Annotated in this window: 14 protein-coding genes and 6 tRNA genes; 7 read left to right on the top strand and 13 right to left on the bottom strand. The window is 37.4% G+C overall.

Annotation, left to right across the window (positions count from 1 at the left end; genetic code table 11):
- Positions 1–119 precede the first annotated feature (119 nt).
- The 4 genes from yccS to ACYU0V_RS03395 all read left to right on the top strand — a co-directional run bounded on the left by yccS (position 120) and on the right by ACYU0V_RS03395 (position 6,614).
- The gene (gene yccS / locus ACYU0V_RS03410) at positions 120–2,294 is read left to right on the top strand and encodes a YccS family putative transporter (RefSeq protein WP_017400237.1); all 2,175 of its coding nucleotides are present in this window, start codon (positions 120–122) and stop codon (positions 2,292–2,294) included.
- A gap of 100 nt (positions 2,295–2,394) precedes the next feature.
- Positions 2,395–2,970 carry an SdpI family protein gene (locus ACYU0V_RS03405; protein WP_461849040.1) on the top strand — a complete coding sequence of 192 codons (576 nt, stop codon included), beginning with the start codon at positions 2,395–2,397 and terminating at the stop codon, positions 2,968–2,970.
- 155 nt (positions 2,971–3,125) lie between these two features.
- Positions 3,126–5,714 (top strand): PepSY domain-containing protein, encoded by a 2,589-nt coding sequence (locus ACYU0V_RS03400; protein ID WP_461849039.1) that lies wholly within the window; start codon positions 3,126–3,128, stop codon positions 5,712–5,714.
- Positions 5,715–5,828: 114 nt separating this feature from the next.
- Positions 5,829–6,614: a YdcF family protein gene (locus ACYU0V_RS03395; protein WP_461849037.1), complete on the top strand. Its 786-nt coding sequence runs from the start codon at positions 5,829–5,831 to the stop codon at positions 6,612–6,614.
- 378 nt (positions 6,615–6,992) lie between these two features.
- Here ACYU0V_RS03395 and ACYU0V_RS03390 read toward each other — a convergent pair.
- The 8 genes from ACYU0V_RS03390 to ACYU0V_RS03355 all read right to left on the bottom strand — a co-directional run bounded on the left by ACYU0V_RS03390 (position 6,993) and on the right by ACYU0V_RS03355 (position 9,004).
- Positions 6,993–7,068 (bottom strand) — tRNA-Val (locus ACYU0V_RS03390).
- Positions 7,069–7,134: 66 nt separating this feature from the next.
- Positions 7,135–7,211 (bottom strand) — tRNA-Asp (locus tag ACYU0V_RS03385).
- Between the two features lie 36 nt (positions 7,212–7,247).
- Positions 7,248–7,323: transfer RNA gene (locus ACYU0V_RS03380), tRNA-Val, on the bottom strand.
- 89 nt (positions 7,324–7,412) lie between these two features.
- A tRNA-Asp gene (locus ACYU0V_RS03375) sits at positions 7,413–7,489 on the bottom strand.
- Positions 7,490–7,536: 47 nt separating this feature from the next.
- Positions 7,537–7,613, bottom strand: a tRNA-Asp gene (locus tag ACYU0V_RS03370).
- Positions 7,614–7,637: 24 nt separating this feature from the next.
- Positions 7,638–7,713, bottom strand: a tRNA-Val gene (locus ACYU0V_RS03365).
- Between the two features lie 206 nt (positions 7,714–7,919).
- Complete coding sequence (gene elsL, locus ACYU0V_RS03360; protein WP_342063648.1) at positions 7,920–8,423, bottom strand: cell wall-recycling L,D-carboxypeptidase ElsL; 504 nt, start codon at positions 8,421–8,423, stop codon at positions 7,920–7,922.
- Between the two features lie 212 nt (positions 8,424–8,635).
- Positions 8,636–9,004 (bottom strand): YbaN family protein, encoded by a 369-nt coding sequence (locus tag ACYU0V_RS03355; RefSeq protein ID WP_017400240.1) that lies wholly within the window; start codon positions 9,002–9,004, stop codon positions 8,636–8,638.
- 103 nt (positions 9,005–9,107) lie between these two features.
- Between ACYU0V_RS03355 and ACYU0V_RS03350 the strand changes: the two genes are divergently transcribed.
- The 3 genes from ACYU0V_RS03350 to dapE all read left to right on the top strand — a co-directional run bounded on the left by ACYU0V_RS03350 (position 9,108) and on the right by dapE (position 11,519).
- Positions 9,108–9,989 (top strand): DUF1853 family protein, encoded by an 882-nt coding sequence (locus tag ACYU0V_RS03350; protein WP_069124004.1) that lies wholly within the window; start codon positions 9,108–9,110, stop codon positions 9,987–9,989.
- 123 nt (positions 9,990–10,112) lie between these two features.
- Positions 10,113–10,256: an entericidin A/B family lipoprotein gene (locus ACYU0V_RS03345; protein ID WP_014207555.1), complete on the top strand. Its 144-nt coding sequence runs from the start codon at positions 10,113–10,115 to the stop codon at positions 10,254–10,256.
- Positions 10,257–10,382: 126 nt separating this feature from the next.
- A complete protein-coding gene (dapE, locus tag ACYU0V_RS03340) occupies positions 10,383–11,519 on the top strand; it encodes a succinyl-diaminopimelate desuccinylase (RefSeq protein ID WP_005072799.1) in 1,137 nt (378 codons plus the stop codon).
- A 134-nt stretch (positions 11,520–11,653) separates the two neighbouring features.
- On the opposite strand, the gene ACYU0V_RS03335 is transcribed toward dapE, so the two are convergent.
- The 5 genes from ACYU0V_RS03335 to ACYU0V_RS03315 all read right to left on the bottom strand — a co-directional run bounded on the left by ACYU0V_RS03335 (position 11,654) and on the right by ACYU0V_RS03315 (position 20,645).
- Positions 11,654–12,535 carry an alpha/beta fold hydrolase gene (locus ACYU0V_RS03335; protein WP_461849034.1) on the bottom strand — a complete coding sequence of 294 codons (882 nt, stop codon included), beginning with the start codon at positions 12,533–12,535 and terminating at the stop codon, positions 11,654–11,656.
- A gap of 304 nt (positions 12,536–12,839) precedes the next feature.
- Entirely contained in the window at positions 12,840–13,307 is a 468-nt protein-coding gene (locus ACYU0V_RS03330; RefSeq protein WP_069124007.1) for a hypothetical protein, read from the bottom strand.
- Entirely contained in the window at positions 13,304–17,833 is a 4,530-nt protein-coding gene (locus tag ACYU0V_RS03325; protein ID WP_069124011.1) for a hybrid sensor histidine kinase/response regulator, read from the bottom strand. The genes ACYU0V_RS03330 and ACYU0V_RS03325 overlap by 4 nt, the downstream gene beginning before the upstream one ends.
- A 147-nt stretch (positions 17,834–17,980) precedes the next feature.
- Positions 17,981–20,062: a methyl-accepting chemotaxis protein gene (locus ACYU0V_RS03320; RefSeq protein ID WP_068565018.1), complete on the bottom strand. Its 2,082-nt coding sequence runs from the start codon at positions 20,060–20,062 to the stop codon at positions 17,981–17,983.
- Positions 20,063–20,108: 46 nt separating this feature from the next.
- Positions 20,109–20,645: a chemotaxis protein CheW gene (locus ACYU0V_RS03315; RefSeq protein ID WP_069124013.1), complete on the bottom strand. Its 537-nt coding sequence runs from the start codon at positions 20,643–20,645 to the stop codon at positions 20,109–20,111.
- Positions 20,646–20,694 lie beyond the last annotated feature (49 nt).

Genomic DNA, 20,694 nt, shown 5'->3' with positions numbered 1-20,694 from the left:
TTCATTTTTCACTCATTTGCATACAGACAAGCTTACACTGTCTATCGTATGATTTGTGCAACATTGGTGTAGAAATACACAAATCCTTTATCACTCAGGTTGATCAGCAAGGACTTCATTTGAAATCTTGGTTTAAACGCCTAAAAAGAGCGACTTATAACACAACATTTATGTATAACGTGCGAATGCTGATAGCCTTTTCAGGAACTGCTTTCGTGCCTTATTTTTTAGGCTATCAATTAGCAACTATTCCACTCACTTTAGGTGTAGTCGCAGCAGGTTTGAGTGATATTGATGATCGCTTTTCCGTGCGAATCATGAACCTAATTTATACTTATATTGGGTTCTTCGTTACCGCAGCTTCTGTACAACTACTTTTCCCCTACCCAATGGCTTTTGCCTTAGGGTTGATTGCTTCATGTATTGGCTGGATTTTACTAGGTTCATTAGGACGTCGTTACGCCACCATTTCTTATGGCTGTTTGGTTGTTTCGGTCTATACCATGTTGGGTGTTCACCTTTTCGATCACTGGTATATTCAACCTGCTCTTTTAGTTGCAGGCGCTGCTTGGTATGGCCTCATTGCAACGATTAGCTTTTTGTTATTCCCCGTTCGCCAACTTCAAGACAAACTCGCAGCGTCTTATGCCTCTCTAGGTGATTTTCTATTTGCAAAATCAAACTTATTTGATGTAGATATGACTCCTGCCAGCTATCAGCAAAGCATGATTGAGTTGTCATTAGAAAATGGCAAATTAATTACGATTTTTAATGACTTAAAAACAGCTTTATTGACTCGTTTAAAAGGTGACCGTGGACAAAAAGATACACGTCGAAGCTTACATTATTATTTTGTCGCTCAAGACATTCATGAGCGTGCTGACTCAGCCCATATCGACTATCAAAAGTTAGCCAAAATTTTTCAGCACAGCGATATTTTATTTAGATTTCAACGAATTTTGGCAGTTCAAGGTAAAGCTTGCCAAGAGTTAAATGAATGTATTTTACAACGCAAACCTTATAACCATAACAAACGTTTCAAGCAGAGTTTTGAGAACTTAAGACTATCTTTAGAGAAGCTAAGACGTGATCAGCATTATGATCTGTTATGGGTAAATGCTCTTTTCGCTTTATACCAAAATTTAAAATCTATCGACTCTCAGTTACTTAACTTAGAAACGGAACAACACATTCAGTCTGATAAAGTTAAACAAGCAGAGAACCAGCTTAAAGATGATGATTTACAAGGATGGAATGATATTGTCATCCGAATAAAGCAAAATCTAACTCCCGAATCTGTACTCTTCCGCCATGCAATTCGCGTCTCGATTGTTCTTTTTATTGGATATGTGTTGATTCAAATGACCAATATTGAGTACGGCTATTGGATTATGCTTACAGCGCTATTTGTAAGCCAGCCTAACTTCAACGCAACCAAACGTCGCTTACGCTTACGAATTGTCGGAACATTAGTCGGAATTATTGTTGGTCTTACCATTGTATTTCTCGTGCCTTCCGTCGAAGGACAACTATTAATGCTAATCCTGAGCGGAGTACTGTTTTTTGAGTTACGCAGTAAGCAATATGCTCAAGCAACCGCATTTATCACTATTCTTGCATTAATTAACTTTAACCTAGACGGTTCAGCAATGGCTGCTGCTATTCCGCGATTTGTAGATACTTTAATTGGATGTGCTCTAGCTTGGTTTGGAGTGACATTTATTTGGCCTGACTGGAAATTCCGACGCTTACCTCGCAACATCAGACGTTCATTACAAGCTCAATGCAATTATTTAGCTGAAGTTGTTAAACAATATCATGAAGGTCGCAATCATGCGCTGAATTACCGTATTGTAAGACGTGCTGCTCATAATACAGATGCCGAGGTTGCTTCACTTATTTCAACTTTAGCAACAGAGCCAGACTTTGACCCTACCCGTAAGTCGGATATCTTTGAATTTTTATGTTTAAACCATACATTTTTAAGTTATATCGCAGCACTTGGAGCACATCGAGAAAGCATTCAAGATCAAGCTGTTCTTAAACTCTTAGATCAAGCACTGGATGATATTCAGGGTGCTCTATTAAGAGATGAGATGCCTGATCTTACAGCACAAAATATGCTCCAGACGATACGTCAACGTTTGAGCCAAAATAATGAAGAGGATCAAAAATCACTCATTATTTTACAGCAGCTATCACTCATGCTTGGTGTATTGAACCGTTTTAGTATGCTAAAACAACGCCTAAGTCATGATCTTGATAATGATGCCAGCGAGCTTGCATCGTTATAAATTTGAGTCGGAAATTAGTATGAAATTGGCATAATATCCTTTCCTGACTTATGCCAATTAATGCTAAACTTAAAACAGTTTACAATTTGTTATTTGCACTATGACCGCGAAAACTTTATACGCTTATACGCTTCAGCCTGTTCCCTATGACGTGTCAGAAGCTGAACAACGTAATGCACAGCTTCTTATCTGGCGCAGTACCAATAAAATCAGCACAAAAATCTGGGTAATTATGGGTGTGGTTTTAGCCCTAGCTATTTTAGGTCTTGTTTTTATCAAGAACTACTCTACTATTTTTTGCTGGGTTGCTATTGTCTGCGTAGTCCTTTACTACGTAGGACGTAAATACGGATTAGAATGGTACGTTAAACGCAAGATGAATGAATTTCCGGTACAGGAAATCAAAGGTATTCGTTTAGGTGTGCAACCTCATGGTATTGTGATGCGTCAACAAATGGGCTTACAAGAAGGCGTAGGTACTATTGGGTGGAAAAATATCTACGAATGGTACAATACACCTGATTTTATTTTGGTCAATTTCAAAGTAAAAGATCCAAAAGGCCAAGAACAACAAGGTGCTTATATTCTACCTAAGCGCATGGATTCGAAAAACTTCTCGTTCAACACAATTCGCACACACTTAAAAGAATCTGTAGGCGAACCAAAAACCTTGTAATTCTAGATTTTATAAAAAGCCTCCTCACGGAGGTTTTTTATTAAGCTAAAAATAAATGATAATGAAAATTAATATTATCTCCAAAATCCATATTATCTCCCCAATCTTCGGCTATACTTCGTTACAAGATCTCCATCATATTTACATTTTCGACCATGTTTAAAAAGATTTTATTTCAAATTCATTGGTTTCTGGGAATTACTGCTGGCCTCATCTTATCCATTATGGGTGTCACAGGTGCAATTTATTCTTATGATCAACAAATTTTAAAATGGGTGAATTCTGATAGTTATGTTGTTCAAGCTGAAAATACTCCTAAACTAACTCCTGCTCAGCTTTACGAGCATTTCAATACAACTCAGCCTGAAATCAAAATTAATAGCATTACGATTGCTAAGGCCCCCACCTCTTCTTCTGTGGTAAACATTGAAAAAGAAGGTGAACGTCGTGGCTACAATATGATGGTTAACCCCTATAACGCTGAGGTCCTTCCAGATGTTAAAGGCCGAAAGTTATTGTTACTCATACAACAAATTCATCGTAATTTAACAGCCGGCGAAGTTGGTAAACAAATTACGGGTGCCTGCGCGCTCATGTTAATTTACTTTGTACTTAGCGGTTTGTATTTACGCTGGCCTAAGAAGCATTCTGCTCGTCAATGGCTTGCCGTAAAACCAAAACTCAAAGGCCGAAATTTTATTTGGGATCTACATGCGGTTGTTGGTACATGGGTCATTGTTTTTTACCTTCTTTTCGCATGTACAGGCCTATATTGGTCTTATGATTGGTGGCGTAGTGGCATGTTCAAAGTGATGGGCGTTGAACAGCCTAAACGACAAGATCATGGTGCTACTCCTCAAAATCAAAATCGAGGAATGCAGCAAGGCAAACAATCTGGCCGTAATAATGATAAAAAATCAGAGCCTCAATTAGATAATACACAGCTCATTACAGCACTTAATCAAACATGGAGCGGCTTCAATAGCCAAATCGGACGTGATTATTCGACACTAACATTAAGCTTACCGAAAAAAGATGATGGGAAAATTGAGTTAAGCTTTGTCGATGCTATCCCACAACACGAACGTGCACGCAATCAAGCCATCTATAATTATCAAACTGGCAACATTGAAAAGATGGAGCTTTACGAAGACAAAAAGCTTAATCAAAAGATTATGAGCAGCATGTTACCCGTACACCGTGGTAGCTTCTTTGGACCAATTTATCAATTCGTTGCGATGCTTGCTTCTCTAGCAATGCCTTTGTTCTTGGTTACTGGGTGGATGCTTTACCTTAAACGCCGTAAACAGAAAAAATTAACACAGACAGCTCGTCAGTCTTTAGCAGGACAATACATTGATCCAAATGCAAAGCCTTGGCTTATTACTTATGCAACTCAAACCGGCGTAGCTGAACAACTCGCTTGGAGTACGGCAACAAGTTTACAAGAGGCTCATCAACCTGTTCAGGTAAAACCTATACAGCAGCTAACACAAACTGATTTAGAACAACATCAACAGGTTTTATTCGTGATCAGTACTTATGGTACTGGTGATGCTCCTGATCTCGCTACAAGCTTTGCTAAGAAACTTTTAAAATTGAATGTGGATCTTAAGCACATCAACTATGCTGTTCTAGCGCTAGGCTCTAAAGAATATCCAGACACTTATTGTAGTTTTGGCCATGCAGTAGATGCTTGGCTTAAAGCAAATGGTGCCCATGCTCTCTTCAATACAATTGAAGTTGATAATGCAAACCCCTCGGATATTCAAAATTGGAATCAATCTCTCGCGAAGGCAACTAAATTAGATTTGCATGCTGTAAATCTGGAAAAAGTATTTGATAGTTGGACATTACAGCAACGTGACTTACTCAATCCAAATAGCTTAGGTCAGTCTGCTTATAATATTGAACTTAAAGCAAATCATGAAGCGATATGGCAAGCGGGTGATATTGCGGAAATACAGCCAGGCAATAGTGCTGAACGTATCCATGCTTTTTTGCAAAAGCATCATATTCTTAAAAATTCAAAAGTTGATTCATTACAGATTTCAATCGAAAAAGCGCTTTGGAATAAAGATTTAACTGGTGAAATTGAACCATTTGCCAATCTGGATCATTTATTAGAGCAGCTGCCTACTCTACCAACGCGAGAGTATTCGATTGCGAGCATTCCATCTCAGCAAGTCCTTCGTTTGGTTGTACGCCAACAATATGATGCGTCTGGCAATTTAGGTTTAGGTTCGGGTTGGCTGACTCAACATACACAAGTTAATAATGAAATTGCTTTGCGTATTCGTACCAATGAATCATTCCATCTTATTGATGATAATCGCCCTATTATTTGTATTGGTAACGGAACTGGCATTGCTGGCTTAATGAGCCTATTACACACCCGTACACGTCATGATTACACTGAAAACTGGTTAATCTTTGGTGAACGTCAAAGAGCATGTGATTTCTTCTATGAATCAACTATTGAGGCATGGAAAACCACAGGAATGTTAAAACGCCTTGATTTAGCATTTTCCAGAGATCAAGAACAACGTATGTATGTTCAAGATGTAATCCGTCAAAATGCAGCAGAATTAGTAAGCTGGATAGAACGTGGTGCTGTTCTGTATGTATGCGGTAGTATTGATGGTATGGCAAGCGGAGTTGATCAAGCACTTATCGAAATCCTGGGTGAAGAACAGGTAGATGATTTAAGACAACAAGGTCGTTACCGCCGTGATGTTTATTAAAAATCAATAAAAACAAAAACCGAGTAATAGCTTAAATGCTTTACTCGGTTTTTTATTGCATTCAGAATGATTTTGCATACACTGTCTGCAATTTAAATTGCAACTCTAAGCACAATGCAAGTCAGTAAGTGGATCCGTATTTTCCTAGCAATCATTGGTTCGATTTTATTTCTAGATGGATTAGTTCTAATTTGTCTCAATAAAATTAATGTAGGCACCGTTATTCCTTTAATTTTAGGTGCTTTCCTCTGCCTATATTCCTTATTTTATTATCATTTAGAACGCTTTTTCTTCTATCACTATCGCTTACACACACTTTGGCGTTTTGGATGGTTATGCTTCTGGATATGGTTAATTGGCTTAGGCTATTTTTTTAGCTTTATTAAAGAAAATAAAGATACTTCAGATAATATTCCTACAGTAAGAGCAATTATCGTCTTAGGAAGCGGTGTCGAAAATGGTCAACCATCTACAATTCTTGCAAAACGTTTAGATACAGCCGCCCCTTTAGCACTTAAACAACAGCAAGCAAAAGTTGTTTTAACAGGTGGTCTTGATTTTTCAGAAAAAGAAAGCGAAGCATTGGTTATGTCTCGTTATCTTGAACAAAAGTATCATATCGCAAGAGATCAAATGATCCTTGAAGATAAAAGTACCAGCACAGAGCTTAACTTAAAAAATAGTAAACCCTTATTAGAACAGCACCACATTACCTTAGACCAGCCAATCGCTATTGTGACAAGTGATTTTCATATTCCTAGAGCAATAGCAATTGCAAAGAAACAGGGCTATACCCAAGTTTATGGGATAGCGGCCGAGACACCATTAGCTACTCGCTACAATGCATGGTTACGTGAATATTTCGCATATGCAAGTGGATGGCTTTTAAACGAATATTAAAAATAATTTAATAAAAAAACTGCTATTTAAAAAATAGCAGTTTTTTTATTTGTGAAAATATTAGTGATCGGTACAAATACAAAGTTGATCTAAGCTGAAGATCATAAATTGCAAGTTAGATTCTTATCTTTAGTCACTAATAAAGAAATTTAATAAGGAGGAGGAAGCCCATCAACAGCAAGAGTAAAAAAACACTAATGCTAAAAAATTAAAAACTAGCGATCAATAAAAAGAATAACTTAAAGATATAAGGACTTTATTTTTAGAATAGAAAAGTTGTATCTACACTGAGTCACGTAGTAAATAAATTTACATGTAAGTATAAGATATTTATAGATTAATATGAATTTAGGGAATTTAAATTTCTGATAGAAATTATGGTGGGCGCTGACGGGATCGAACCGCCGACATTCTGCTTGTAAGGCAGACGCTCTACCAACTGAGCTAAGCGCCCTTAATGAGAAAAGATAGCGAATGTATCTTTATACTCTACATTCTCTAGACAAGGGAATCAAGAGAATGGCGCAGCGGACGGGGCTCGAACCCGCGACCCCCGGCGTGACAGGCCGGTATTCTAACCAACTGAACTACCGCTGCACTACAATACTTTAAAATAAAGTATGGTCACATATATGGTGGGCGCTGACGGGATCGAACCGCCGACATTCTGCTTGTAAGGCAGACGCTCTACCAACTGAGCTAAGCGCCCCAAGAAGAAAAAACTAATAAATTATTAATTTTTTGATTTAAAACTTTTACATCTCAAATCTTCTTCCAAACACAACCCGAACTGAAAAGTGGCGCAGCGGACGGGGCTCGAACCCGCGACCCCCGGCGTGACAGGCCGGTATTCTAACCAACTGAACTACCGCTGCACTTTCACAATATCGCAATTGTGGGGTAAACGATGTTAAGTCTTAAGTGGCGCAGCGGACGGGGCTCGAACCCGCGACCCCCGGCGTGACAGGCCGGTATTCTAACCAACTGAACTACCGCTGCACTTGAGAGCTTAACGTAAAGGCTTGGTGGGCGCTGACGGGATCGAACCGCCGACATTCTGCTTGTAAGGCAGACGCTCTACCAACTGAGCTAAGCGCCCTTAACGTCTTCATCGTTTGTGAGGTGCATTATAGAGAATCTTTAACAGGTGTCAAACGCTTTTCGACAACTTTTCAAAAAAATGCGAATGAATGATTAAAAATAAGTCATTATTAAGTAAAAAACAATTTTTTGTATTTTATTTAAGCACTTATTTTAATATTTTGATCATTCAGCTAATTAAATAAGAATTTTTAAAATCTTATTTTAGGTTAAAGATTGCTCAGACAAATAAACCAATGCATCTTCAGCGACTAAATCAAACAGCTCAATGATTTCCTCATTACGCATTCGAATACATCCATGTGACATGGGAACACCCATCGGTTCTTTATCAGGTGTGCCATGAATATAGATATAACGCTGCATGGTGTCATGACCTTCGCCTTTGTTAAAGCCTTCTTCTAAGCCATCTAACCAAAGAATACGTGACAATATCCAATCTCGTTCAGGGAATTGTGCTGCTAGTTCACTACTATAGACCTCCCCTGTTGGCTTACGTGCAATAAAAACCGCATTTTGAGGAGATTGTGCACCAATTTTTTTTGCAACCCTATGCCATCCACGTGGAGTCCTACCAGTATTCTCTTGCTCACCGATTCCGTTCTTTCCGGTAGAAATGACATAAAACTTATTATGTTTAGGCAAAGTTAATGTTTGATTTGCTAAATCGATGAGGATATCTGCTTCTTCGAGCTTAAATTGAGACATTGAACTTATTCTCTTATATCAACTCAAATACTTTGAGTTTAAGTAAAAATTTATATGAAGAACTTGTCTTGCGCCAAAATTAAAAGATTATCAATCCTCTTTTATCTACGCGCAGTTTCACTGCTTGTCTTGCGCCAAAATTAAAAGATTATCAATCCTCTCTTATCTACGCGCAGTTTCACTGCTTGTCTTGCGCCAAAATTAAAAGATTATCAATCTTTTAATTTTGGCTCAGGGCGTAGCCATAACCAAACTGCAACGATGAACATGGTAGTATCAGTAAAAACCTTGACCCAAAGCGGTGCTGAAGTAAATAGCATTATAAGGCCACTGATTGCCATCATTATGCTTGCAATCCATTTGGCTTTACGTGGTACTGTACCATTGGCTCGCCAATCACGTAATGTTGGGCCGTATTTGGGATGGTTTAATAACCAATCATCCATTTGTGGCCATCCCTTTGAAGCTGCCCATGCAGCCAGAATCAAAAACACTGTTGTGGGCATACCTGGTAAAATTGCTCCAATAATGCCTAGCGTGATAAAAATCACGACCAAAGAGCGCCAGAACAATGTTCGCATATATAAACCTTAACCTGCTGTTAGCGTTAGTATAAAGTGTTTTTCTAATATTGTTTGTTGATCCCTTATGAAATTAGGATGAATTACTTCGAGTATTAAATATATGAATATTGCCTCAGTGAAAACTTCCTATTTCGAACCATGGCTTCAATTTCAACATCCTATAGTGCGACAGCTAGCTTTTTGTATTGCTAGTCCAAATTTACTTTGCCAATTACCAAAAAGTTTTTCTATACAACACGACTTTAAGCTGCACCCAACCGAAGTATGGGAAGAGCATTTCCAAAATTATTTACCACGGTTAAAAGAGCTAGATCAGTCACCAGAGCCTTTAATCCAGTTTTTATCTCAACTTAAAAGTACACGTTTAGGTTTACGCTTTGAGAATTTACTTTGGTTCTGGCTACAAGAGGATAATTATCATCCTTACCAACTGTTAGGTCATAGTATTCAAAAGATTGATGGAGCAAAAACTTTAGGTGAGCTAGATTTTTTAATTTTAAATAAAGAAACTCAACAAATTGAACATTGGGAGGTCGCGTTAAAATACTATTTGGGCGAGGCAGACTTACATTTAGAACAATGGATTGGATTGAATCGTCAGGATACTTTAAGCAAGAAACTCTATCATTTTACGAATAAGCAATTTCAATTTTCTGAAGCATTAAATTTTAAGATTCAACAACGTTTTGCGGTTTTAAAAGGACAACTCTACCTACCACTTCAACTAAATTTTCAAAAGTCGCTACCAAACTGGATAAATTTAAAGCGTCGATTGGGATATTGGGGCACTAGCATTCCACACTCTTCTTTTTATCGATTGGAAAGACACGAATGGTTGTGTCCAAATAAAGAGCCGACTTCAAATCCAGCATATTGGTGGACAGACGGTTTATATTGTAAAAATAGTGAAGAGGTTTTGTTTTATATGTTTAGACATCCTTCGTACTTAAACATCAAGCCTCAACTGCAAAAATTAAGCTAATTAACAATAAGTTTTAAGCTTCTAGAAACATTTTATAACGTTTTTACTATTAAACAGTCATGTTTCTTTTTCCGTTTGTTTTTTAATCTAAATTTACTTCATTATTAAATTTAAACGGAGAAAATGATGAAAAAAGTTTTAGCTGCATCTGTAATGGTTGCTGTTATTTTAACAGGGTGTAATACGTTTAAAGGTTTTGGGCAAGATGTTTCTAAAGCAGGTGATGCTGTAACAAATACTGCTGAGAAAACACAAGATAAAATGTAAGTTAGAGTTGTTACTTCAAAAACCTTATCATTCCGATAAGGTTTTTTTATTTTTACGTACCCATCCCCTAGAGATTCGCCTATTATATCCGACTATATTTCACCTGATCAGCACGCAATTTTCGGTATGAACCATTCAGACACTCTCTCGCTTAGCTTAGAATTGTTACAACAACCTTCTGTTACTCCTATTGATCATACATGCCAAACCATCATGGCAGACCGTTTAGCCAAAATTGGTTTTCATATTGAACCGATGCGTTTTGGTGAAGTTGACAATCTTTGGGCGCGTCGCGGAACTGAAGAACCTGTATTTTGTTTTGCCGGTCATACTGACGTAGTTCCGACAGGTAAGTTAGAAGCATGGAATTCAGATCCGTTTGTACCTGAAATTCGCGATGGAAAATTATATGGTCGTGGTTCGGCCGATATGAAAACTGCTCTTGCAGCCATGGTCGTTGCATCTGAGCGTTTTGTCGCAAAACATCCTGATCATAAGGGTTCAATTGCTTTTCTAATTACTTCTGATGAAGAAGGCCCTGCTATTAATGGTACGGTTAAAGTGATTGAGACTCTTGAAAAACGTAACGAAAAGATGACATGGTGTTTGGTAGGTGAACCTTCAAGTACTCATAAATTGGGTGATATTGTTAAAAATGGTCGTCGTGGTTCACTTAATGCCGTATTAAAAGTCCAAGGTAAGCAAGGTCATGTGGCTTACCCACACTTGGCGCGTAATCCGATTCATGAAGCATCACCAGCTTTAGCAGAGCTATGCCAAACTGTTTGGGATAATGGAAATGAATATTTCCCAGCAACATCATTTCAGATTTCAAATATTCATGCTGGCACTGGCGCAACAAATGTCATTCCTGGTGCACTAGAAGTTACTTTTAATTTCCGTTATTCAACAGAAGTAACTGCAGAACAACTTAAACAACGTGTGCATGAAATTTTAGATAAACACGGTTTACAGTACGAAATCGTTTGGAATCTTTCTGGGTTACCATTCCTAACACCTGTGGGTGAACTCGTTAATGCAGCGCAAACTGCTATTTTGAACGTAACGGGTACTGAAACTGAACTTTCAACAAGTGGTGGTACTTCTGATGGCCGTTTTATTGCTCCAACAGGCGCACAGGTATTGGAATTAGGTGTTCTTAACGCAACAATTCATCAAATTAACGAACATGTTGATGTACAAGACCTTGATCCACTAACTGATATTTATGAGCAAATTTTGGAAAACTTATTAGCTAAGTAAAAGTTAAGATCGAATGAATTGAAAAAGCGCCCTTTTTGGGGCGTTTTTTATATTTAAAGTATGAGTACATTCTTTAAAAATTTCAAAGATTATTTATATTCAATAAACTAGAAAATTAGTTTTAATAAAATAGCTTAAAAAGTTGCTTTTGAATTCTTATCTATCCATTGCAATATAGTTGGCCAGACTTCTTTAGCAGCATTTTGGCTAAGTACAATTCGACTATGGGAATAATTTTCTAAGTTATTATTGGAATGACCAAATTCTCGAAATATATTATTTTCATTTTCAAAAGCTTGCAAATATTTATAGCATCCTTTAGCAGGGGCAATAAATTTATCGCCAGCCCCGCAAATAGAATATATTGGAACTCTAATAGAGCTCATAAATTTTTTATAATCTATATCTTTAAATTCACTTATAAAATTTTCTTTTAAGTTCCAATTAAACCATGGGCGCATCGTGTAATAGCTTTCATTTACTCGTCCTAATTTAAATTTATTAGCTGGTATCTGGCCTAGACCTTTTACAAGTAATTTTGCAGAAAACACTTTAATAAAATCAAAGGAATTATTTATTGCTCCAAATGCTTGGCAAGCAATAAAAGTAATACTTTGAATATTTTTTAAATATTCAGGATAATTAATCAAGAACATGGTTAAGCATAGACCTCCACCGCTGTGGGTTACGCAGTGTAATGAGGTTATATTAAAATTATGTTGAATATAATGAAACGCAGTTTTATATTCGTATAATGCAACAGTTTCAAAATTAAATGGTGTATCTGTTTTTGGGCTCGTACCATGCCCTCGCCACTCTAAAATAAAACAAATATAACCATGATTTGCCAAATAATCTGCAATGCCTATACAAACATTTTTATCCGAAAATGCACCATGAGATAAGAAAATTGCCTCTTTTTCTGTGATAGAGTCATTTCTTTTAGAAATTCTCCACAAACCAAATTCGCCATGATCGTCTGTTTTTAAAATATGTAGCTCTTTATGAATTGACATTTATTTTCTGCTATAGAAGATTTTATTTTAGGTTATTTCCCTATGATTAATATAATAAAAGTAGGCTCATCCTTTAACTATAATTTCAATTTATCTCCTTTTAAAATTTAGTATGAGGCTTTATTAAAAGTAAATATTGGTAATTTCTTATATTTCAACATTTGGAATACATATAAAATATAAATTCACGATATAAACAAAGCAAGCACTTCAATGATTTTTAAAATAAATTTATACTCTCTAAAAGAATTTCACCTATTTTTTATAAAAAAGGAACTCAAAATGAGTTCCTTTTTTATAAATTTTATAGATGAAGAGAATCTTGAATATATTGCAAATTAGGAACATGGTAGCGTTGATTGTCCATACGGACATATCTAAATATAGTTGGTTGCTGTAAAGACTCTTGTATATCTTCATTTTCATCTACGACTTCAGAAATACGCAGACGAACTGAAACTGGCATCGATTTACACATGAGTGCAAAACGTTGGCTAATGTCTTCACTTTCAATCACTAATGCTACTGCTCGCGAATCAACTCTATTATGCACTGAGTAGACAGGTAGCTTTACATCATGCCATTCAATATGTTTGATACCATTTTTTACGTCCATGGCAGATAACACAATATTTTGCGGTAACAGCATAGGTACCTCATCATTACATTCAATGATATAGGCATCAATAAAACCAGTTGAAACCGTAATAAGATGCTGTAGCTCTTGTTGGTCCATATTACCGATCAAAGATGTATTTACACTACCTTTCATGATTTGACCTCACTTTCAAACGCCACAAGTAAAGCATCGATATTCTCTAATAACTCTTCCTCTTGGAAAGGTTTACCCATATATTGACTTACACCTAATGAGAATGCTCGTTCACGATGTTTTTCACCTGTTCGGGATGTAATCATAATAATTGGCATGTATTGATGCATATCATGATGTCGTACAAGATTAAGAACTTCAAAACCATCCATGCGTGGCATTTCAATATCAAGCAGCATCAGATCTGGCTTAATGTTTTCTAGCTGCTCTATAGCATCCACACCATCTTTAGCGGTCACAACATCATAGCCTTGGCGCTCGAGTAAACGAGAGGTTACTTTACGTACAGTTACTGAGTCATCCACAATCATGATGAGACGTCGCTCATCAGACTCTCGTTGTCTATAAACCGCTTCATTAACCAGCTTAAGTCGACGAGTAGACTGAATTTGGCGAGCAATATTTTGACCATCTAAAATTAAGCAAACTTGACCATCACCTAAAATAGTTGCTCCTGCAATCGCACCGATACTAGAGAACTGCTGCCCAATTGGTTTGACTACAATCTGTGCACGTGATCCAATCAGTTGGTCAACTAATAATGCGACAGTTTGGCCATTATTTGCCTTAATCATTAATACTGGTAATGAATACATCATTCCACTTAAACGCGGAATTGGTTGACTACCAACAAATTCAGATAAATAGCGCAATGGATAGCGTTTATTTTCAAATTCAAAGAATTCTTGTACGCTTCCAAAATATTGTTCTAATGATGCAGGTGAAACTCGTACAATTCGATCAATTTGGGCCAGAGGGATTGCAAATTGCTGATCAGCAACTTTAACCATTAAGGCATCACTAACCGCTACTGTAGTTGGAACACGTATTGTAAAGACCGTTCCCTGCCCATACACAGACTCTACGCTCACATGGCCACCTAGAGCCTTAATATCACTTTGTACTACATCCAGTCCTACACCACGACCTGAAATTTGAGTAACTTGATCAGCTGTACTTAAACCCGGATGGAAAATCAACTGTAAAATATCTTGATGTTCCAATACTTGTTCAGGATTAATTAAACCAAACATCAATGCCTTTTGACGAACCTTTTCGATATCAATACCTCTTCCATCATCCTTAAATGTCACAACAACATCTGTACCTTGACGATGGATATTAAGTTCAATACGTCCAGTTTCTGGTTTTTGTGCTTGTTGACGTTGCACGCGATCTTCTAGACCATGGTCAATTGCATTTCTGAGCATATGCTCAAGCGGGGTCACTAACCGTTCTAAAATATTGCGATCTAACTCACCTTCGGTATTATTTACAAAAAGCTCTGCAGGTCTGTTCAAAGCTGTAGATGTCTGACGGACAATTCGCTGTAAACGCGGCAGTAATCGAGAGAAAGGTACTAATCGCGTTCGCATCAAACCTTCTTGAATTTCTGCTTGAATCCGTGACTGTTGTAAAAGTAAGCTTTCTGTATCTCTGATTTTGTCAGATAATGTATTTTTAAAGTCGACCAAATCCGATGCAGATTCAGCAAGAGATTTTGATAATTGATTTAAAGACGAATATCGATCCATCTCTAACGGATCAAACTCCGTATATCGAGAGTGCTCAATACCGTGTTTTGCAATAATTTGGGTTTCCAATTCACCTTCCATTCGACGCAACTGATCTGCAAGTCGCTGAATGGCCAATTCCATTTCCGCTAGCGTATGTCCAAATTGGCTTAAATCCATTTCAATTCGCGAACGGTTAATCGAATTTTCACCCGACAGATCAATCATTTTTTCAATTAAATCTGCCGAAACTCGGATCATCTCATTATTTTGATCGAGCCGTTGAGTTTGTTCCCATGCTCCCATCATTGGCGGTGGTTCTGTACCATCACCTTGTATAAAGGTCATCACGGGTTCTGAGCTAAACAAATCAGCTTTACTTAACTTAGCTGGAATTTGGATATTCGTTTCAAAGAATTGAATATTTTCTAAACTTTGTTGTAGTCCATCGAAATGCTGGTAGTTGTACTTGAAAATTGCGTCTTTTAGCCATGCAATTGCACTTTCGAGCAAATGGTCATAAATATTCGAGTTGAAGTGATGTAGTGCAAATTGTTCAAAAGCATTCTCAAGTTGATAGGCAATCGCATACACGGCTTCTAAACCAACCATTCGTGCACCACCCTTCAAGCTGTGCACGGCCCTTTGTAATTGAAGCAAGATACTACGATTCGTACGCTGATCAAACCATTGTTTCAATAGCATATCAGCCATTTCTAACAATTCAGCAGCTTCTTCGAGGAATGTCTGCTCAACAACAGCAGTAATGTCCTCTTCATCAACCAGAGCGTCATTCTCGTGCGACGATACAACTGATGTTATTGCTTCAACTGGCGCAGTCAATTCAGTAACAACTGTATCAAATACTTGATCGTGATGAGCTTCTAATTCTTCAATAACAGCTTCAATTTCTGCCGGTACTTCATCTATTAATACTTCAGATATCACCTCTTGTTCAGAGAATATCTCACGTTCAATATCAGATGCTTCAATCTCAGGTGCAGATTGGAAGTTAGAGTTTTGACCTGCTCTTTTCAATGCGTTAATTGTGTAATAAGCTTCATAATCTAGCTGTTTTTCACGCATGATTTGTAGACGGTCAGCCAAGTCATCTTGAACCAGACGTATAAAATCAATCAGAGCAGATGAAGCTATTAGCTGTCTTTGAATTAAGCGCTCATAAATACTTTCCAATTCATGTGCAATTAAGCCAATATAAGTTGCTTGGATCATATTTGCTCCACCTTTTAAGGTATGCAAATAACGCATCAAATTATTGAGAGCCGCAAAGTTCTCTTGATCATTAATCCAAATATTAAGATCTGTATCCATTCCTTCAAGCAACTCATCAGCTTCTTCGAGGAAAATGTCTAATAGATCTGGATCAAAGTTTTGATTTACCTGTGTAGAGGAAATATATTGACGATCTTGCTGTACACTTTGGCTTAATAGGGTCCAGTCAGCAGAGTCTGATGAATTCTCTACTCTAATAACTTCTGGAACTTCAGACTCTAGTTCAATATTGAATAGTGACTCATCAAAAGTAAAATTCTGCTGAGATAAATCATTTTGAATACTAGGTGTATGTAGCGTATAAAGTTTTAATTCTTCTAGAATACTTTGATGTTGCTTAACAATACCGACTCGCTGACCAGCGGCTAAAGCATCGAACAATTGAATAAGTTGTTGATGCGCTTTTTGATAAATTTCAAAAATATAGTCCGATTGCAATAACACAGGTTTATCAAGCAATACATTATAGCTGTCTTTCAATTGGCTCGTATATTCATGTAAACCTAGCATTGCTTGAGAGTGGGTATGCTGTAGCAACAAATCAGCCTGTTCACTTAGACGTTCAAGATAACCAGGAAACTCGTTACGAATTCCTTTCTCAAAATCTAATTCTGCATCGAGTAGCTCAGAAACATCTAACAGTAATAATTGCGATACCAAACCATGTGAAGGCATTAATGGATCTGTTCGATCACTATGCTGCTCAACGTAGACATCCCATGATTGATTAAACTGCTCTAATCTCACTTCAAGCTGTTCACTTGAACTATTGCTAGATAGCAGTTCTAAGCTCTCTCCAATAAAATCGCGATATTCTTGTAATAATAAAATCTCATCTGAATTAGAAGAAAGTTCTTCTTGTAATAAGATTTTAAATAACTGCTCAACTTTGGTACTGGCTTCAAAAATTGTTTCGACCTGCGCCATTGCAGAACTGCCACGCAAAGTATGTAGAGCGCGTATTAAAGCATTGTAACTATCATACTGATGTAGCTCTTGATTTAAGAACTGATTAATTGTCGATAAATGCTCCTCCGCCTCTTCCATAAATAAGGCTAAGGTTTCATTTAGATTTATTTCAATTTCAGTATGTACATCTTCAACAATTGACTCAGCCAATGAATCTTGCTCAAGATAGTCTAGCTCAAGTCCAGTTATTGTTTCGGCAGTAAGCGTATTTGAAAGTTGTAAAAGCTCTTCTAAAGCAGGTTCTAAACTTTGCTGTTGTTGTAATTGTTGTCCCAATAAAATAAGCGGTCTAAAATCTACTGCATGTGCTCTTTTTTGCTTAAAGTTATCTACTAATTTAAGGAAATAGAACTTAAACACTAACTGAACATAACTCTGGATAGCTGGAGTCAACTTAAGGCTTTGATTGATTACTCGATTGAGCGTGTCTTCAACTGTCCAAGCAAGCTCAGCTGAAGATTTAGCACCAATCATTCTCCCAGAACCTTTTAAGGTATGGAAATGGCGGCGAATTTCAGTGAGCGTAGCAATATTCTCAGACCGCATCCATTCATTTAGCAATGGTTGCAAATCAACAAAAATTTCTTCAATTTCTTCGACGAAAATCTCAAGAAACTCAGCATCTTGTTCAGAATAGCTATCTTCAGGTAGCATCATTGCTTCAGTTAAAGTTTTTAATATTTCTTTCATAGCAAAGGCTTCTTTTGCTTACCCCCTGAGTGGGGAAAACTACAGAGTCAACACCAAAAAAATAACTATTTCCCCAATATTTGTTTGGCGCTGCTCATACTTTTAAAAGAATAGCTATTATGAGAATAGCTATTCTCATCCCCCAATTTAGTCAGGTAATTTAAAGTCCGTTACTGACTCACGTAATGACTCCGACATATTCGCTAATTCAGATACAGAACGAGCAGTATCGAAAGTTGCCGTTGTTGTTTGTGAAGTAATTTCTTGTACGACTGTCATGGTTGCAGCAATATGACTTGCAGATGCTGATTGAAGTTTTGCAGCATCAGAAATGCTCGCAATTAAGTTTGCCAAGTCACCCGATACTTTTTGAATTTCATCGAGTGCAATACCCGCATCTTTCGCCAAGTTAGCGCCACGTACAACCTCAGTTGTCGTTTGTTCCATCGAGATAACGGCTTCGTTAGTATCCGTTTGAATCGTTTTAACAAGCGTTTCAATCTGTTTAGTCGCCGAAGCAGAACGTTCCGCAAGACGCTGGACTTCGTCGGCAACCACGGCGAAACCACGGCCTGCTTCACCGGCCATAGATGCTTGAATTGCTGCATTTAATGCAAGGATGTTTGTTTGGTCTGCAATATCGTTAATGAGCGATACGATGTTACCAATTTCTTGTGAAGACTCACCCAAACGTTTAATACGTTTTGAGGTTTCCTGAATCTGTTCACGAATCGTATCCATACCCTCAATAGAACGGTTTACGACTTGTGCACCATTAGAGGCAATATATACCGAACGTTGTGCTACGCTAGCAGATTCGGATGCATTAGACGATACTTGGTCAATAGACAATGCCATTTCATTCATTGCTGTTGATGCACCTGCAATTTCTTGTGCCTGGTGCTCAGATGCTTCTGCTAACTGGTTAGTAATATTCTGTGTATTATGTGTATAACGAGCAACTTCTTGCGAAGTTTCATGAATTCGAGATACGAGGTCTCGTAATTGGTCAATCGCAAAGTTAATCGAGTCGGCAATCGCACCAGTAAAGTCTTCAGATACAGTTGCATATGAGCGCAAGTCACCATCTGCAAGATCGGCAATTTCGTCAAGTAAACGTAAAATAGCATTCTGGTTACGATCATACTCTTCTTGTAATGTAGCTACACGTTGTTTATCTGCTTTACTCCGAAGGGATAAAAGCTTTAAGACAGAACCAATCAAACCAAGAAGTGATAATGTGAGTAATGCAACTAATGCAAAAGCCTTCCAACCATATTGTGTTTGCTCTGAAAGATCACCTAATGCAGTTAACATTGTATCAGACTGTGAGAAGATCTCACTAGATGATTGACGTACGTTTACAATCTGGTTTGTATTTTTAAGAACTGACGTCGCCGCAGATTTTAAAACTTTATCATACTCACTTTTAATACCTTCCAAGGATTCACGAATTTCAGGAGAATCAACTTTAGCTACGCCTAATTCAGCATTTCCGTTTAGCTGCGCCTCTAAGTACACGCCGAAAGTCTCGATATCGATACTAAAGTCATGTGCTGAGTTCTCAGAGTTCTCTGTACTAACGAAAACGGAGTTAATAGATCGTAAAATACGTTCCGCAATAAATACCTGGTTTTTAGCAATCACAACCTGATTACTTGATACTTTTTCGCGAACCATCTTATCAACCATCAAGTTATATTCAGCTTGAATCTCAGGAATAGAATCACTAATAGAGATATTCATATTATATAACTGGTTAATTACGTTCTGTTGTGATGAGATCAAGTCAACGTCATAAGACAAAGATTTCCACAGACTGGCTACTTTTTTGTATTCTTTTGAAGATGTGCCATAAATGTTTTCGACATTTTTAATATTTTTGGCAAAAAGTTGGCGTGATTCAATTAACTCTTTCATCGCTTCAGGCGATCCAGAAGCCGTTGCTTCCGTAGCCTGTCTAGAAATTGTTTGTGATAGTAAGCGCAACTCACCCATACTACGTGTTAATTGGTTATGACGAGGTACACTATAAAATAAATAAGTGAGCGAAGTTGAAGCTAATACTAAACATACAGAAGCTACATAAAGGATAGGCTTGGACTTTTTACTTTCCCCAAATAAACTGGCATATTGCTCAATTTCTGACTGGATTTTCGCAATAAAGTTGACATTCGATTTTTCGTTTAGACTACGATTGCCACTTTTCTTTTTAAGTTTAAAGCCCATACAGCTTCTCCCCAGAAAAATATACTGTTTATTAACAGCATAAAAATTAGTTTATAAATTTTGTCGATGCATTCATATAATGTGGGTTTTGCAATAATCGACTAAATAAAAAGACATGCCAGTGCTGATTGTGCTGGTGAAAATACCCTTGGCAATATTCTTTTAGATTTTCCTCCAAGTTTAAACTTTGAGAAAAAAAGCTTTTTTTATTAAAGTGTTGAATCCCCAAGACTTGATCAACAACCAACCCCACATACTGGTCGTGATGGCTAATACATAATACTTTTTGGGCAGACGAAAATGAACTTCGTTGCCCTGAAATAAAATGCGCCAAATCAGAAACTGAAAGCAATCTTCCCCTGATATTTGCCAATCCCTTTACCCAACTTTGGGTATTTGGAACAGATGTATATTTTGGTGGATAGATAACTTCTGAGATTTCCCCAAGTGGTGCGACGAAGTATTGCCCTCTCATTTCAAAAGCAATTCCTGACCACCGTTCTGCTTCATTTTGGACTGAAGCGTAATTCCTGTTACCTCGTTTAGACAAACGAAGTAACTCGATAAATCCGTTCGCGGCCATACTCGATCCTATAAGACGGGCGTACCCCGCCATTTATGCTTTTATGGTT

The organism is Acinetobacter sp. X9 (genome assembly GCF_054889255.1).
The sequence above is the reverse complement of the archived record's forward strand: the minus strand, read 5'-3'. Positions and strand labels throughout refer to the sequence as shown.

Bases quoted from the DNA above. Each gene is read 5' to 3' on its own strand.
- ACYU0V_RS03405 (WP_461849040.1), top strand. From the start codon at position 2,395: ATGACCGCGAAAACTTTATACGCTTATACGCTTCAGCCTGTTCCCTAT.
- ACYU0V_RS03400 (WP_461849039.1), top strand. From the start codon at position 3,126: ATGTTTAAAAAGATTTTATTTCAAATTCATTGGTTTCTGGGAATTACT.
- ACYU0V_RS03395 (WP_461849037.1), top strand. From the start codon at position 5,829: ATGCAAGTCAGTAAGTGGATCCGTATTTTCCTAGCAATCATTGGTTCG.
- elsL (WP_342063648.1), bottom strand. From the start codon at position 8,423: ATGTCTCAATTTAAGCTCGAAGAAGCAGATATCCTCATCGATTTAGCA.
- ACYU0V_RS03355 (WP_017400240.1), bottom strand. From the start codon at position 9,004: ATGCGAACATTGTTCTGGCGCTCTTTGGTCGTGATTTTTATCACGCTA.
- ACYU0V_RS03350 (WP_069124004.1), top strand. From the start codon at position 9,108: ATGAATATTGCCTCAGTGAAAACTTCCTATTTCGAACCATGGCTTCAA.
- ACYU0V_RS03345 (WP_014207555.1), top strand. From the start codon at position 10,113: ATGATGAAAAAAGTTTTAGCTGCATCTGTAATGGTTGCTGTTATTTTA.
- dapE (WP_005072799.1), top strand. From the start codon at position 10,383: ATGAACCATTCAGACACTCTCTCGCTTAGCTTAGAATTGTTACAACAA.
- ACYU0V_RS03335 (WP_461849034.1), bottom strand. From the start codon at position 12,535: ATGTCAATTCATAAAGAGCTACATATTTTAAAAACAGACGATCATGGC.
- ACYU0V_RS03330 (WP_069124007.1), bottom strand. From the start codon at position 13,307: ATGAAAGGTAGTGTAAATACATCTTTGATCGGTAATATGGACCAACAA.
- ACYU0V_RS03325 (WP_069124011.1), bottom strand. From the start codon at position 17,833: ATGAAAGAAATATTAAAAACTTTAACTGAAGCAATGATGCTACCTGAA.
- ACYU0V_RS03320 (WP_068565018.1), bottom strand. From the start codon at position 20,062: ATGGGCTTTAAACTTAAAAAGAAAAGTGGCAATCGTAGTCTAAACGAA.
- ACYU0V_RS03315 (WP_069124013.1), bottom strand. From the start codon at position 20,645: ATGGCCGCGAACGGATTTATCGAGTTACTTCGTTTGTCTAAACGAGGT.